The 15,547-nt window shown below is 46.2% G+C and carries 10 protein-coding genes; all 10 read right to left on the bottom strand.

The genetic code is table 11. The annotated features are described in order from the left end of the window. Positions 1-89: 89 nt before the first annotated feature. Positions 90-5,246 (bottom strand): S-layer homology domain-containing protein, encoded by a 5,157-nt coding sequence (locus tag NYE45_RS06555; RefSeq protein WP_340016093.1) that lies wholly within the window; start codon positions 5,244-5,246, stop codon positions 90-92. Between the two features lie 432 nt (positions 5,247-5,678). After that, complete coding sequence (locus NYE45_RS06550) at positions 5,679-7,037, bottom strand: ABC transporter substrate-binding protein (RefSeq protein ID WP_340016092.1); 1,359 nt, start codon at positions 7,035-7,037, stop codon at positions 5,679-5,681. Positions 7,038-7,425: 388 nt separating this feature from the next. Beyond that, entirely contained in the window at positions 7,426-8,247 is an 822-nt protein-coding gene (locus NYE45_RS06545) for a carbohydrate ABC transporter permease (protein WP_036669010.1), read from the bottom strand. Then, complete coding sequence (locus NYE45_RS06540) at positions 8,244-9,206, bottom strand: sugar ABC transporter permease (protein WP_062833088.1); 963 nt, start codon at positions 9,204-9,206, stop codon at positions 8,244-8,246. Before NYE45_RS06540 ends, NYE45_RS06545 begins: the two co-directional genes overlap by 4 nt. A gap of 341 nt (positions 9,207-9,547) precedes the next feature. Further along, positions 9,548-11,365: an APC family permease gene (locus NYE45_RS06535; protein WP_145146449.1), complete on the bottom strand. Its 1,818-nt coding sequence runs from the start codon at positions 11,363-11,365 to the stop codon at positions 9,548-9,550. A 278-nt stretch (positions 11,366-11,643) separates the two neighbouring features. Continuing rightward, complete coding sequence (gene rhaD / locus NYE45_RS06530; RefSeq protein WP_340016091.1) at positions 11,644-12,489, bottom strand: rhamnulose-1-phosphate aldolase; 846 nt, start codon at positions 12,487-12,489, stop codon at positions 11,644-11,646. A 382-nt stretch (positions 12,490-12,871) separates the two neighbouring features. Beyond that, positions 12,872-13,396 carry a GNAT family N-acetyltransferase gene (locus NYE45_RS06525; protein WP_082762680.1) on the bottom strand — a complete coding sequence of 175 codons (525 nt, stop codon included), beginning with the start codon at positions 13,394-13,396 and terminating at the stop codon, positions 12,872-12,874. Positions 13,397-13,592: 196 nt separating this feature from the next. Beyond that, positions 13,593-13,880: a hypothetical protein gene (locus tag NYE45_RS06520; RefSeq protein WP_340016090.1), complete on the bottom strand. Its 288-nt coding sequence runs from the start codon at positions 13,878-13,880 to the stop codon at positions 13,593-13,595. A 189-nt stretch (positions 13,881-14,069) separates the two neighbouring features. Then, entirely contained in the window at positions 14,070-14,558 is a 489-nt protein-coding gene (locus NYE45_RS06515) for a DinB family protein (RefSeq protein WP_264931893.1), read from the bottom strand. 27 nt (positions 14,559-14,585) lie between these two features. Continuing rightward, positions 14,586-15,521, bottom strand: a complete 936-nt coding sequence (locus NYE45_RS06510) for a helix-turn-helix domain-containing protein (protein ID WP_340016089.1) — start codon at positions 15,519-15,521, stop codon at positions 14,586-14,588. Positions 15,522-15,547: the final 26 nt, after the last annotated feature.

Genomic DNA, 15,547 nt, shown 5'->3' with positions numbered 1-15,547 from the left:
TTCCTTCGGAGTTTTCAGAAACGCCCTAGAAAAAAACAGCTTGCAGATGGAAGTCTGCAAGCTGTTCTGTTTCGTCTGTATTATACGTTTTATTGCTTTTGTAATTCGCTTGCCGACAATAGCATAGTCACCACTTCAGCACGGGTTGCTTCGGCGAGTGGATTAAACATATTCTTCCCTGTTCCCTTCACCAGTCCTGCATCATATGCAGCAGCGATATATGGAACAGCCCACGCCGGTACTTTATCGGCGTCCGCGAAACTCAGTGCCGGATTCGACTGTACTGGGAGACCGAGTGCTCTGACGAGCATAACTGTCATCTCTACCCGCGATACTTTGCCTGATGAACGGAACGTATCATCCGTATATCCACTAATGATGCCTTGATCCACTGCCTGAGCAATAAAGGATTGCGCCCATGCAGGTATCCCAGCAGCATCCTTAAACGTCAATGCCTTGTTGCTGGCTGGAAGTTCAAATGCTCTGCCCAACATCACAATGAATTCGGCGCGTGTGGCTGGTGCATTCGGACGGAAATTACCATCCTGATACCCGTTCACAATTCCCCGGGAAATGGCCTGCTCAATGGCAGCAGCTGCCCAGTGATTTCCGATGTCCTTCATGTCTACAACCGGTGTGGTTGGATTAGGATTTCCTCCATTACCCGGAACGCTTGGCGTAGTTGGGTTTGTAGGGTTGGTTGGTGTAGTCGGAGTTACAGGTGGAGTAGGTGTTGTAGAACCTCCACCACTGTTACCACTGCCCGGATTACTTCCATTATTGCCGCCACCATTACCAGGAGTGCTTCCATTTCCGTCCCCCGGAAGTGTCGTGCCCTTCAGATCCGTACTACGTCCTTCCGTCTTTTGATCAACTGTACCTACACGGTCCAGATGTTCATGGAAGATTTCATAATCGACCAGATTCAATTCGTAGAATCGATTATCATCTTTTGCCGTTCTCATAGCACGATAGAAGTCTCCACCGTTAGCCATGAATGAATTGGTAGCGACGATATAGTATCCGTTCGGATCGATATCCGAGTACGTACCATCTGCATTCTTAATCTGAACTTTGACCACACGTTGACCCACTTGGGTCACGGTATTGGTCGTTGCATCAATTTTTTCGCCTGGTTTCGTGGAATCGTAATAGAAACGCATGCCTGCCACTTGCGGGAAGCGCCCTTCTCCCGTTTCCACACCACTAACGCCATTTTCCAGCGCTGCTGTGATTTCCTTGCCTGTCATTTTCAAAGCAGACAGGTTATTACCGAATGACAAAACATTCAGCAGGTTTTCCAGAGTAATGTCTCCTTTTTGGAGTGAAGCCCGAATACCTCCACCGTTTTGGATAGCGACATATCCTTTGACGTCTTTTTCCTTCACAATAGATTTCACTTTCTCCAGCATACCGTCTGTCATCAGGTTTCCTAAATTGGTTTCCTGTTTCCGTACAGTGCTACGTTCTCCATCCAGGAAGACATTCGTTTTACCGATAATCGTTTTCTTGAACTGTTCCAACTGAGGAGCATATTCTTTCAGCTTGTTTGCGGCTTCCACGTCATCAGCATAGATGAATTGGTTGGCAGCATCTTTCGCATCCAGACTCAACAATTTGCCGTTCCACTTCTTCAATATACCTGCTTCATCAAACGTAACATCCAATTGACCAAGAGAAACGTCATATTCCCCAGTTTGCACAACCAATGTTGGCTCATCTTGGCTGCCCACAACAATCGGTTCCTTCAGAATGGTGTGTGAATGACCACCTACTACAATATCGATCCCTTCCACGGCTTCAGCTAATTTGAGATCCTCTGAGTAGCCAAGGTGAGTCAAAGCAATGATTTTATTGATACCTTCATTTTGCAGCATCTGTACAGTTGCTTGTGCACTTGCCTTATAATCGAGAAACTTCAAGTCATCTCCCGGTGAAGAAAGAGATACCGTGTCCGGTGTCGTCAGTCCGAAAATACCGACTCGCTCGCCATTCACTGCCGTAATAATCGCCGGATAGATTTCGGCTTTCTCACCCGGATCACCGATGCTATTGTTGTACAAACCACTCAAGCTCGCATCCTTTGAATAATCAATATTAGCACTTACAAACGGGAACTCTGCTTTTTCAATAAATGCTTTCAGTACGCTTGGACCTTTATCAAACTCATGGTTACCAAAGGTCATCGCATCATATCCGATCATGTTCATGAACTCCAGATCAGCCAAACCATTAAACAGATTGAAGTACAATGTACCAGAGAATACGTCCCCTGCATCCAGCACCAGGGTATTATCATTGCGTGCTTCCTTAATTGCCGTTACTCGGCGCGGGATGTTATCCAGATGTGCATGCGTATCATTCGTGTGTAGTACGCGCAGGTTGAAGTCCCCTTCTTCCACTGGATCTCCAATACTCAATTGTGCAAGCAGTGGATCATGGTCGCTCACTCGTCCATCTGCTGTCTCAAAATCGGCATTCACATGTACCACTTCAATGGCTGCCGTCTCAGTCAGGTTTTTACTCACCAAAATGTGATCCAGTGTCTGAGAGTTTCCATCATAGATGTAGGAATACCGCTGATTTTCTGGCAGTTCGTTTACCAAATTATCCAGCTCATTACCTTCAACAATGTTCAAGGTATTCGAGAATTGGAAATCATTGAAATCGCCGAGAACAGCGACATTGACCTCAGGGTCTTTGTTCAGTAACTCCTTCACAAACCCATTCACTAACGCAGCTTGCTTCGCACGTTGAACTTCACTGCTTCGAATCGCAGGCTGTATGCTTCCAAAAGGTTTCAGGTCTCCACCTTTGGAATTGAAGTGGTTGGCAATCACCACTACACGTTCACCATTGAATTCAAATTCAGCGGCAAGCGGTTTGCGTGAGCTGGCGAACGCCTCGTCACCTGGTGCAATACGCCCCGGATTATTGGAGAGACTGCCGTCAGCTTTGACTGTGATCGCTGTCGTAGCATTTCCTTTTCCGATACCAGTAGCCAAGGATACACGATTCGGTTGATACAGAAACCCTACACGAATATTGGCACCTGGTGCTCCGCCATCCTTGTTATTTTCCGGAGAGATCTCACTATATCGATATGTTGGTCCGTTGTTTGCTTTAATTGCATCAATTAGCGTCTGAAAACTCTCATTAGCTGCTGTTGTACCTGTGTCGGCATCGCCATCGTTATCCTGAACTTCCATAATGCCAATGATGTCTGGCGTTTTCAGATTATCCACGACGATCTTGCCGATTTTATTGGCTCGCGTTGCATCTTTTTTGCTGAAGTTCTCCACATTAAACGTGGCAATAGTCAGTTTATCTGCCGCTAGTTCAATGGAAGTAGTCGCTTGTTTCGTTTCTCCAAGGATGACTGCTGGCAAATTCCCTTCAGGACTCACCTTGAAATTACCGCCAGAGTATGTCATCACTCCGATTACATTACCATCCAATTTGTCACCTGTTTTTACTGCTTTGGAAGGTTTCTTGCTGATAAACAGACGCTGTGGATTGAGATCACTCTCATTCATATCTTTCTTGTTATCAGTCAGAATAACACCACCATTAGGTGTGCGAAGTGGATTGTTCTCACCATTGTCCACAACAACAGCCAGACCCGGTTGACTGGAGTAAGGACCTATAATTTCAGGCTTTTCCAGTTCAACACGCATGCCTTCCAGGCTTTCATAAAAGTCTATCGCATCCGTCTCGGGATTAAATTCTGCAAAAGAGTCCGAGTCAATGACTGTTGGAATGATACGTCCATTGACACCCAACTTCACGGGTGCAGGTAGGTCAACTTTATCTAGCACTTTTACAATGGTATTTGCCGTAATTTGCGTGGTGGTTAATTCGTTAACCGCCCCATATTCCGTAACTTTGCCGGATACCTTCACCTGGTTGCCAACGATAACCCCATGACTCGGTTTATATACCTGAATGGCTTCGGAGGTTCGAACATCATCGTCAATCTCACCTGGAAGCTCTTGCATGTAAAAACTGCTTGTACTGACGGAAGTAACAATACCTTCGATATCCTTAACATCGTATCCGTTAAAAACAGAGGTATGTCCTGCGCCCTGAATATCATGGATACGCAAGTTTTCTTTATCAGGAAGTACTTGATACGTAAAGGTGTACACTGCACTGGATTGTCCATTAAGAATGGCAACAGCCTTGATTACAATGTCTTGATCAATCACTAATGGACTACTATACACGGTGGAAGAAGAAGTAGGCTCTGTATTATCCGTTGTGAAATGTACAATCGCACCCTTGGCTGGAGAGGTTAATGTGACTTCATTGTTACGGGGAATCCCGCCGGATGGAACACTTGCCATCACAGACAGGCTATTTTCTACAACATCCGCTGCTGTTCGCGGAATCAGTTCCAAACCATAGTTTGTATGGAACGTGAGAACACCTTGCACATATTCGTAGGTTTTGCCGACAGTTAGCGCGGTAGGAGAGTTTTTGGCATAAATCGTCATCTCAGCACCATGACTATCCGTAGCGTAGAACGTCGAACTACTGCCCCGTGTTACCTGAATATCTCTTACTTCGACAAACATTCCCTCATACTTTTCGCCCGGACCTTTGTTACTTTGATCTGCTGGTCTGACAAAGTCTGTGGACACCATATTTTTGGGTCCGGGGAGTGTTACATTTTGCTCAATTACCTTCATGTATCCTTCGGTAAAACCTGACTTATCCTTCTCGATCTGGACGAGTCCGCTGTAGTGGGTAATTGGACCATACACTTCAATGCGATCCCCCACGTCAACTTGATTCTTCGCTCGGACTACAATGCCAGCTTCTTCGTCCTGAATATAATAATTCGTGAATTCTCCGGAGAGTTCACTGTACGTTACGACACCTGAAACGGCTACATTTGTATTTGGTGCAAGGACTCGCGCATCAGCAATGGATATGATTCCATTCCCGTCTGCTTCCTGCACTTCTGAGTTATCCGTCTCAGCTGGTTCCTCACTTTCAGTTCCATCCAAATGATCATCTTCGTTACTCGGTGACTCTGTCCCCTCCAGGTCTGGCGATTCTTCGGTTGGGACAGCATCCGGTGTGGAGGTCTCCTGATCACTTGTTTGCGGCTGTTCCGTTACTACACTTTCCTCATCAGCATATACGGTGCTACTTAATCCACCTATTGGTGCTGCACCTGTAACGACAAGAACGAAAACCAGAAACCCTTGTGCCCAACGTTTCACTTGCTTGTTGTTCATTCGTCCTACCCCCATGTTTTCAACTTGGCAATCATTTGTTCAGCCAGCTTGTACATTAGTTCAAATATAAGATAACTGAATAACAGACTGGTGTAAACAATATTTCTTCGTTATGAAAGAAAATAGAACATAAACATTACAAAAATAAACTAAATCATATCATTTTCTTTCAAATAGGACTAATAATAGGTCCTAAATGCGACTTTTTGAACCTTATATCTCCCATACCTGTGCACAAACAACTAATTAATGTTAGTTAAACTAACACTAATGGTGTGTACTATATCTTCTTTCGACATTTTGTGATAACACCTATGACTCCATTCATGATAAAAAATCAAACTTAAGTCTTACAAATTAAAATAACCATAATCACAAACATGCGACGATCAGGATTGATCGCCGCATCTTTATTTTGAAATTACCTTACAATTATTTCTTCACCGTACTGTTATATTGCGCAATCTTGTCTGTAATTTGTTTGGCTGCGGCATCCAATGCTTCCTGTGGTGTACCTTGTCCATTCAAGACCGTTTCAATTGCTCCTTCGACAAGTTGTCTGGCTTCTGGGAATACACCCATTAATGCCCCGGATGTTGCTGTCGAATCCGCGGAAGCGTGCAATTGGTCGACTGCTGTCTGGAATTGCGGGTACTTCGCCATATTATCTTTTAATACTTGCTCATTGTAGGCTGCTGTCGTAATAGGGAAGTATCCTGTCGCAACGCTCCAGTTCGCTTGTACCTCTGGTGTAGCCAAGTACTTGATGAACTCCCATGCCGCTTGCTGTTGTGCTTCGGATTTGTTATTCATGATGTACAAGCTTGCTCCACCCACTACAACGCCGCCTTCTTTGGCATCCGCTGGACGAGGCAGGAAGCCTGTTCCCAGTTCAAACTTGCCACCTGAACCTTCTACGATTTTGCGCAGGCCAGCCGTGGAATCGAGGGTCATACCGATTTGCTGTGCGGTAAATGCTGCTGTCGTATCGTCTGTGCTACGTCCCAGATTGGAGAGGGTTTTCTCGTCAATCATCTTTTTCCACCACGTTAATGTCTTCACTCCAGCTTCGGAGTTCAACATTGACTCTGTAGCTGCTTCGGTTCTTCCGTTTCCATTGTTTACATAATCTGCATTCTGGTTCGCAAAGAACTGTTCCATGAACCAGCCGTAGATCGCCATGGATGCTCCTGGCTTACCGTCTTTCGCCAGTGCTTTTGCTGCTTGTTCAAACTCTTCATACGTCTTCGGCGGGTTCTCCGGGTCCAAACCTGCTGCTTTGAACATATCCTTGTTGTAGTACAGAATCGGGTTCGATGTGTTAAACGGCATCGCGTTCAATTTGCCATCGATCGTGTAGTATCGGATGATGTTTGGCTCCAGTTGGGACAGGTCGAACTGATCCTTGTCGATGAACTGTTGTACTGGCGTAATCATGCCCGAATCGATCATGAACTTGCTACCGATCTCGTAGACCTGGATAATGTCTGGACCGCTGTCTGAGCCCATGGATGCTTTGAGTTTGTTCAGACTTTCATCATACTTCCCTTGATAGATGGGCTTCACCTGAATCTCTGGATGGCTAGCGTTAAAGTCGGAAGCGAGTTGATTAATGGCTTTCTCCCCTGCTCCAGACATGGAGTGCCACCACGTCAATTGTGTTGTTTCAGCTGCAGCCGCTTCTGCTGGTGCGCCACTTGCCGGGCTACTTGTTTCTGCTTTCGTTCCGCAAGCGGAGATGACCAACATGAGTGCAGCCAGCATGAATGCAAATGTTCCTCTTTTTTTCAAACGAAATCGCTCTCCTTTTATATGGCTCGCTTCAACATAAGTGCTTTGGGTGCTACAAGGTGGCCGTTCCGGATATGAATCGTTCTTTTGATCGCTGTTACCCCCGGATTTTTTTCATTCTCCCTTTCAAAGGGGAAAATCCGGTGATAAAGGCGAGTTAATGCTTACGAAGTAGCTTTCTTGCAGAAAGCTTGTAGCTTCGCTTCTTCAGAATCGATTCTTCTCCTTCACTGCTTTTGCAGCTCTGCAAAGACTTATTGATAGGCGAGCCTTGTTTATTCGCTCCTGGTATCCAAACCTTAGACCTTGTTCGAAGATACAAGGTTTAATTCAAAACCTTTTAAACTTCCACTTCCATTCACTTAAACACTTGTAAAGCTTTCTCTCCTCACCCCTTCAGCGCGCCTGCGGCCATTCCGCGGACAAGCTGTTTCAAACCGAAAATCAATAGCAGTAAGGATGGTAGAATGACCATCGCTGTTCCGGCAAATACCAGATTCCACGCTGTGGATTCCTGGAACTCCAGCATCGAGATTCCGATCTGTGCGGTTCTCATTTCCGGTGTATTTGTCACCAGCAGCGGCCAGAGATACGAATTGTACATGCTTAGGAATGAATAGATTGCCAGTGTTCCAAGTGCCGGACGGGACAATGGCAAGACGTGCGATATGAAATAGCGAATATGACCACAACCGTCGATCCTCGCAGCCTCGAACAATTCCTTGGGTAGTTGCATGAAGAACTGTCTCAACAGGAATGTACCAAACGCCGTTGCCAGAAACGGCACCGTAAGCCCTTGATAACTATCCAGCCAACCCCAGCTGCGAACCGTGAGGTAATTTGGGATCATGGTTACTTCCCAAGGAATCATCATCGTTGCGACAAACATGCTGAAGATGACGTTTTTGCCTTTGAACTGCATTTTCGCAAACGCATAAGCTGCCATACTCGCTGTAATCAATTGACCAAGCGTCGTCAGTCCTGCGACAAGAAAGGTATTGCCGATAAATCGACCGATCGGAACAATATCGAATACTTCGCTAAAGTTGGACAAATCGATTGAATTCGGAATGATATGCGGCGGATAAGCGCTCGCATCTTCCGGCGTCATCACGGCCATGAAAAAGGTGTACATCACCGGATACAGCACAAGTGCTGCACAGATCGTCAGTAATACATACAACAGCGTTTTGGTCCATGTCGCACTCATTGGTAATGCACTTTCCTTTCTACCCATTTGAACTGGATCAGGGTCAGCAGCATAATCACCACGAACAGGATCAGTGCCTGCGCACTACCTGTACCAAAGCGGAAATTAACGAAGGCTTCCTGATAGATGGAATAGACGAAAACATTCGTACTGTCCATCGGGCCACCCCGGGTTAGAATGTTGATCTGACCGAACGATTGAAAAGCGCCAATGATCGATACGACCGTAACAAAGAATAACGTTGGTGACAGTAGCGGCATCGAGATTTTGCGAAACGTAAGTAATGGTCCTGCGCCGTCAATCTTGGCGCTCTCGTAGATCTCATCCGGGATGCCCGCCAAACCACTGGATAGAATAATGTAGTTGAATCCAAGATTCATCCAGATCGTCATGATGGAGATCGAGATCAATGCCCAATCCGGGCTGGTAAGCCAAGGAATTGGATCGATGCCTACTTTGCCAAGCAGATAATTCAGCATGCCCAGGGTCGGATGGAAAAGGAACTTCCAGATGACCGCTGACGAACCGACGGATAACACCACCGGCAGAGAGAATACAAATTGGAACACACGCATTCCCTTGAATCGGTTGTGGGTCAGTGCAGCCAGAATCAGAGCAGCCAGCATACCCGTAGGCACTGTAAACAGGACAAATAGCAAAGTCACTTTCATCCCTTGCATAAACAGTCCCGACTGGAACACCGCCTTGAAGTTATCCAGTCCCACGTAAGCCGCAATCTGCCCCGTCGGATCTGTGGAATGCAGACTGAGGTACACGGACTTAAACATCGGGTAAAACAGAAACACTGCAAACAAAAGCAGCGATGGTGCCAGGAAACCATAGGCCAGCATATTCTCCCGCATTCGCTGCACACGCAGCGAGACTGTCCGGCGCTCACTCGTACCGGATACGCGCCGTTTGGCGGCGGGCAAGCTGATCCGGTTATCAAGCTCACTCATCGGATTTTCTTCCCCCTTGTTTCACGCATTCAGTGTGTGAAATGTTACATCCACTTCAGCACCACGTTATCTAGTGTAAGAGTCGAATGTCACAGCAAAATCCGTTCTGAATCAACGTAACGTTAATCATGGACAAGGGGCTTTACGCAAATGCGCATCAATTTGAAAGCGAAATCCAAATCGGATTTCACGACAAAAAACCGCAAGAACTCCCCTGTTTGGAGATGTCCCTGCGGTTCTATGTGTAAATGGAATATGAACGTTTATCTATTAATGAAAGTAACTCATTTTACATTAATCTGTAAATCTTCCAAACGAGGTGAAGCGATTAATCCTTCGAGTTAACGATTAAGATGATATGGCACCGTGGTGACAATCACGTCTTTGTAATTAATCAGATAAGCCCGGATCATGAAGCTGGTCTGGTTGTGCAGTACATTTTGCCACCAGTGCTTGGTGATGAATTGCGGAATCAGAATGGTGATATGATCGGTCTCGGCCGTTTTCCACTCTACGGTATCAATGAATTTCTTGAGCGGCCCCATAATGCTACGGTACCTCGATTTGATCACAACCAGACGAACGCCTGGATTCCATTCTTCCCACTTCTGCTCCATTTTGCGTATGGCCTCATCATCGAATCCAATGTACAGTGCGACCACGTGATCCGACATCGTCTGGGCGTAACTGATCGTATTCATGACGACCCGGGTAATGCCTGCAACAGGAATGACAATGGTATTGCCTTTTTTGGCTGGCTTATCGACCTGAATATCAATCCGCAGCTCATCGGCAATGTTGCAATAGTGACGGTGAATGCGCAGGAACACATAGACCACGAGCGGCAAAAAGATAAAGATGACCCATGTCTGCGTGAACTTGGTGAAAATAAAGATCAGGGTAATCGATAATGTAGTCAGCATACCGACTGTATTAACGAGTAGTTTCATCTGCCAGCCTGATGGTTTGACTTTGATCCAGCGAATCATCATGCCAAGCTGTGACAGAGTAAATGGAATGAACACCCCTACCGCATAGAGCGGAATCAGGCTTTCCGTATTCCCTTTGAACCCGACCACCAGCAGCGCAGACATCACACTGAGAAAAATAATCCCGTTCGAGAAGCCAAGACGGTCACCTCTGACCATGAACATATGGGGCATATATTTGTCTTTGGCCATCATGAAGGACAACAACGGGAAGGCCGAATACGCCGTATTGGCTGCCAGGAACAGGATCAGTGCCGTCACACCCTGGATGATAAAATACATCCACCCTCTGCCAAATGTGGCTTCGGCAATCTGGGAAATAACCGTGGCATGGGGATCAGGTTTCACCCCATAACCGAAAGCCAGCAACGTGATGCCAATGAACATGGCTCCCAATATACAACCCATGAGCAGTAGCGTACCGGCAGCATTTTTCTCGGCAGGTTGCTTGAAGTTCGGGATCGCGTTACTTACCGCCTCCACGCCAGTCAACGCAGAACATCCGGAGCTAAATGCTTTTAGTAACAAAAAGATACTCACATGGGATAGACTTGTTCCGAATTCAGGTGCAGCTGCGTCCATCCCCCCGGCAAGAAATTTGATTCCGCCTGAGATAATCAGAACCGCAATCGAGAAGATAAATAGATAGATGGGGATCGCCAGCACAGACGCTGACTCCGTCACTCCCCGCAAATTCATAATCGTTAGAAAAACAATCATAATGAGTGCAATCACAACACTGTAGTCATGCAGCATAGGAAAAGCCGACGTAATCGCATCCGTGCCTGCGGACGAACTTACCGCAACGGTCAGAATATAATCGACCAGCAGAGAACCTCCGGCAATCAGACTGGATGTTGTACCCAGGTTATCCTTGGCTACGATATAAGCGCCGCCCCCTGTTGGATAAGCAAATATCGTCTGGCGATAGGAAAAAATTAAAATGACGAGTAATCCCAGCACGGCGATGGAAATCGGAACAGAGTACCACAGGGCGGCGAATCCGGCCGCAACAAGCACCAGCAAAATCTGTTCCGTACCGTAGGCAACGGACGATAGGGCATCCGAGGACAGGATGGCGAGTGCCTTCCATTTCCCCAATTTTTCTCCATCCAGTTCAGCCGATTTCATTGGCTTGCCTATTAAGATTCTCTTCATTTTGCCAAGCATGATCATAACTTCCTTCCGTCTCTCATCTGTGAAGCATTGTTATTATGCAAAATCGCAGAGCCGTTGACAATACGTCATTTCACCCGAATTTCGCCAGCGCGTGATAATGCATTCTACGATTCAATAATCGATAACAAAGCCATTCTTGTTCAGCAATTTGAACTTTTTTGAACCAAAATGACGATTGTTCGTCAAAAAAAAGGAAATGGCCTTCGGTTCAATGAACCAAAGACCACTTCCTTGATCTATGCGTTGACTATAAAACAATCCAGATTCCCTTAACTGCCCAGAATGCCGGGACGAGGGGTGACACCAAACGCTTGCGCCAGTGTGGTCAGCTGCTCATCCGTAATTCTCTGCCGGATCTCGTGACCAGCAACCAACATATACACTTGAGCTGCCTTCTCAATCGTCTCGATCAGACCAAATGCTTCGTCAATCGTTGTACCTGTTCCGAAGATGCCATGCTGCGGCCAGATGACCGCGTGGTATTCTTTCATTTTCTCAGCCGTTTCGCGGCCAATCTCATTCGATCCAGGAATCATCCATGGAATAATGCCAATCCCATCCGGGAATACAACTACACACTCCGTGCACATCTGCCAGAGGGTCTTGGTGAATTTTGCTTCATCCAATTCGTGGATAAACGTCATCGCCAATACATGAGTGGCGTGGTTGTGCATGACAACACGGTGGTTGGGATCCAATCTCAAACGTTCAATATGGCTCATGAAATGCGTAGGCAACTCACTTGTTGGGTTGGCCCCCGACTTCAATCCCCAGAGCACTTCCAACTCCTGTCCATCTTGCGATACACGCAGCACCCCCAGATTGCTCTCGGGATCAGCGAGTACATTTTTGAAATATTTGCCCGATGCCGTCACGATAAAATACTTGCCTGCCAGCTCCTGCACCGAAAATGCCGGTTTGATCTTGCGAATCACATGATGGATATCGATATATTGGGCAACTTCCTCTTCCTCCAGCAGATAGCTGACATTACCACCATTACGCTCATCCCAGCCATTTTTCCACATATGTTGTGTAATCTCGGCCATCTCACGGACAAATGGGATATGGAAACCTGCAACCTGCGTTGTTTCATTGGTAAGGGTCACGTTCATAATCAATCTCTCCTTATATTGAAAATAATATGGCTTGCCACGTACATAGTAAGTTCCTTTTTTCACATTCATTATACCTTTGTTTATCTTTGGTAGTCAATAATAAACACAGAAATAAACTTTTATTTATTTTTGTTTAGTTTTGTTTATTTGAAAATAAAACAAAAAAATACCCCACCGGCGCCCGGCGGGGTCAGTCACACATCTATTTAACACGAGAAGGGGTTTACAAGAGTTATCATACCTCTGCTACCTTAATAGAAGCTGAAAGCGAAATAAAAAAAGCATGAAAAGCGAGCTGATCCAGTATGGACCGCGTACCTCTTTTGGATCGGATTCACGTTAAGTTGTTATGTTAAGCCTGTCCATATTGGAAGGATATTTAAGGACTTTGCAGCGCATAGGATGGATGCATCTTACCAGTCGGTTCATACCGTTCGTCACCTGTATACTCAAATCCCAGCTTGATCAGAATGTGACGTGATACTTCGTTATCCGGATGATGTCCGGCAAACAGTGCCTTCACGTTCATTTCGTCAAAGGCATACTCAATCACCGCCCGCGCTGCTTCCTGGGCATACCCTTTCCCCCAGTGATCCCGGGTTAGATGAAATCCCAGTTCATAGATATCCTCTTCTGGTGAATATGGACGGAGGCCACAGCAACCGACAAATACCTCCGACTCTTTCTCAAAAAGGGGCCAATATTGCACACCCGCTTCCTTCTGCCTTTGAATCTCCTGTGTTAATCGTGCTTCTACTTCGTCCTCGCTCAGAAATCCCTTGCTGCTAATCCACTTGGCAACTTCATGATCGCCCCACAATGCAAACGCCAGCGCACGATCCCCTTCGTTCCACGTCGCACATTCCAACCGTTCGGTTTCAAATAAGATTGTTCTGTTCATCATCCACTAACCTCCTGTATGCCAACACAAGTCTGCGTGCCGCCTATACCTTAAATTAATCGAATGACCGGCAGGGTAAACAAATATGTATAAAGACCCTAGTATAATATCACTTTCAATCCAGATGATCCCACCAAAAAAAAGAATAACCCCTACCGACATCAGGTCCGGCAGGGGCTAATCTACTGTATTACACCAATTAGAAATCTGCTACGGCGAATTGAATTGTTCCGGAAGCTGCGCCTCCAAGGTTTGCTAATAATGCAAAAACCAGAACTCCACCTGCAGAAATGGTAAGGCTGCTGTTTACAGGAATAACGTAAGTGACTACAGGTTCATTAACACGTGTTATTACGAGAGATACCGGGAAAGGTCCAAAGTTGTTCACTGTAGCGCTGGCATTCGTGCCTCCAGCCAAGTTTTCGTAGTAGGACTTACCTACGCCAGCTGGAAGATTGTAATACTGTAATGGTAAAAGGACGGCCATTGAAATCACCTCCTTTTGCTTTGATACGGTATTCTATGCTTGAAATCTATTAAAGCAACGGTGAATTACCAGTGTCATAATGTCCAATTTTGATAGACTCCATAGATTGATAGACGAATGTACGCAAAAAAAGCCCCACCGGACCATCCGGTGGAGCCAACTAAGCTTACTTTAATATTACAGGTTTAATTAGGCATACAGCATGAAAAAGTTCAGTTCATGACCCTGCTGCTTGAGGTAGTTATACAGCTGCGAACGGTGATGGAACACATGCGTTAACGTTTCAATCTGCCATTGTGCCTGCAAATGACCATGTTCCATATAGAAAGCTTTGGTAGAGCGGTTTAAATAATCTTCTTCACTCAATCCCGTGATATATGCTTTGTAGGATTCGAAATTGCTCCACAACGTTGCTTCCAGCTTCTCGATATCCTCGATTCCGGACAGGCTGTTCTCCACCAGACCAACCTCTGCTTCACCTTTCTCCTGCATAATGGCAAGATCCGATGCCGTGATCTGGATAAAGTGATGCACAAGCTCCACCAATGAACGCATATTCTCCTGTGGACGATACGACCAATCCTCCGAACGGATCAAGCGAATTAACGAAGCCCCCGTCCGTACGCCTGTTTCCAACTCATTTAACAAATGATCCCGAATCTGCAATGTTCCATTCATATATGATGTCTCCCTTACCTTTTATTCTCACGATTTAAGTATAACCGACGGTTCTACAGATCTATTGTACAAATCGGACAACATCCTGCCATGCTCTCTGGCTGCCGTCAACGGAGTCTCTCCATAAAACTTGCGAAATTGCCGAATCAAATGGGCTTGGTCAAAAAATCCGTGATTCTGGGCAAGCATTGCCCAGTCTACCGTGTTCCCCTGATGAATATCGCTCAGCACACGATGAAACCGAACCACCTCACTGAATCGTTTGGGACTGATTCCGACCCACTCCGAGAACTTGCGATGCAGCTGCCGTTCACTGATCACTTCACGCATCGCCAGCTCCTGGACAGTCATACGTCCCCCATCCATAAAGATGCGGTGCAGCACGTTTTTCATCAGATCGTTCTCAGATGTGCTTGCCTGCACAGACAATGGACTCAAGTACGCGTTCATAACCTCTACCCGCTCTGCAAAACGATTCGTTTCGGCCATCCGCTCCTGAAGCTCGTTTAGCTTCTCCGGCCAACAATCCTGAAGGGCAATTCGCTTATCCGTAAACCATTCCAGAGGCATGCCATGAAAGACATGCGCTCCACCTGGAAAGAATCGGACACCGAAGGTGTAATCTCCAGCAGGCGAACCATCATCGGATCGCTCAGGTACAGCGAACGGCTGTGTATAATTGCCGCAGTAAGCATAGGAGTGCTCTGAACAGACCGGGTCGTATGTAATCAGCATATCCGTGCAACCATCCGGCAATACCCGTGCAGGAACACTCGTCACTGATGGCTCTCGACCATCTCCCCAAATAACATCTGCATGCGTGTTCGGAAGAGTTCCTGATTCCCAATAACAGGCCACATAAGCCATCAAGCTGGCAGCAGGTATTTTCTCAACATAATAACTGTTAGGATACGTTCCATTTATCTGAATAGGCTTAAACAACGGGTGCAGGCTGTGATCCACAATTCCTCCTCCGATCACTAGAGTTG

It is taken from the genome of Paenibacillus sp. FSL K6-1318 (genome assembly GCF_037976905.1).
Lineage (GTDB): Bacteria > Bacillota > Bacilli > Paenibacillales > Paenibacillaceae > Paenibacillus > Paenibacillus amylolyticus_A.
This window is presented reverse-complemented; position numbering and strand designations above follow the sequence as displayed.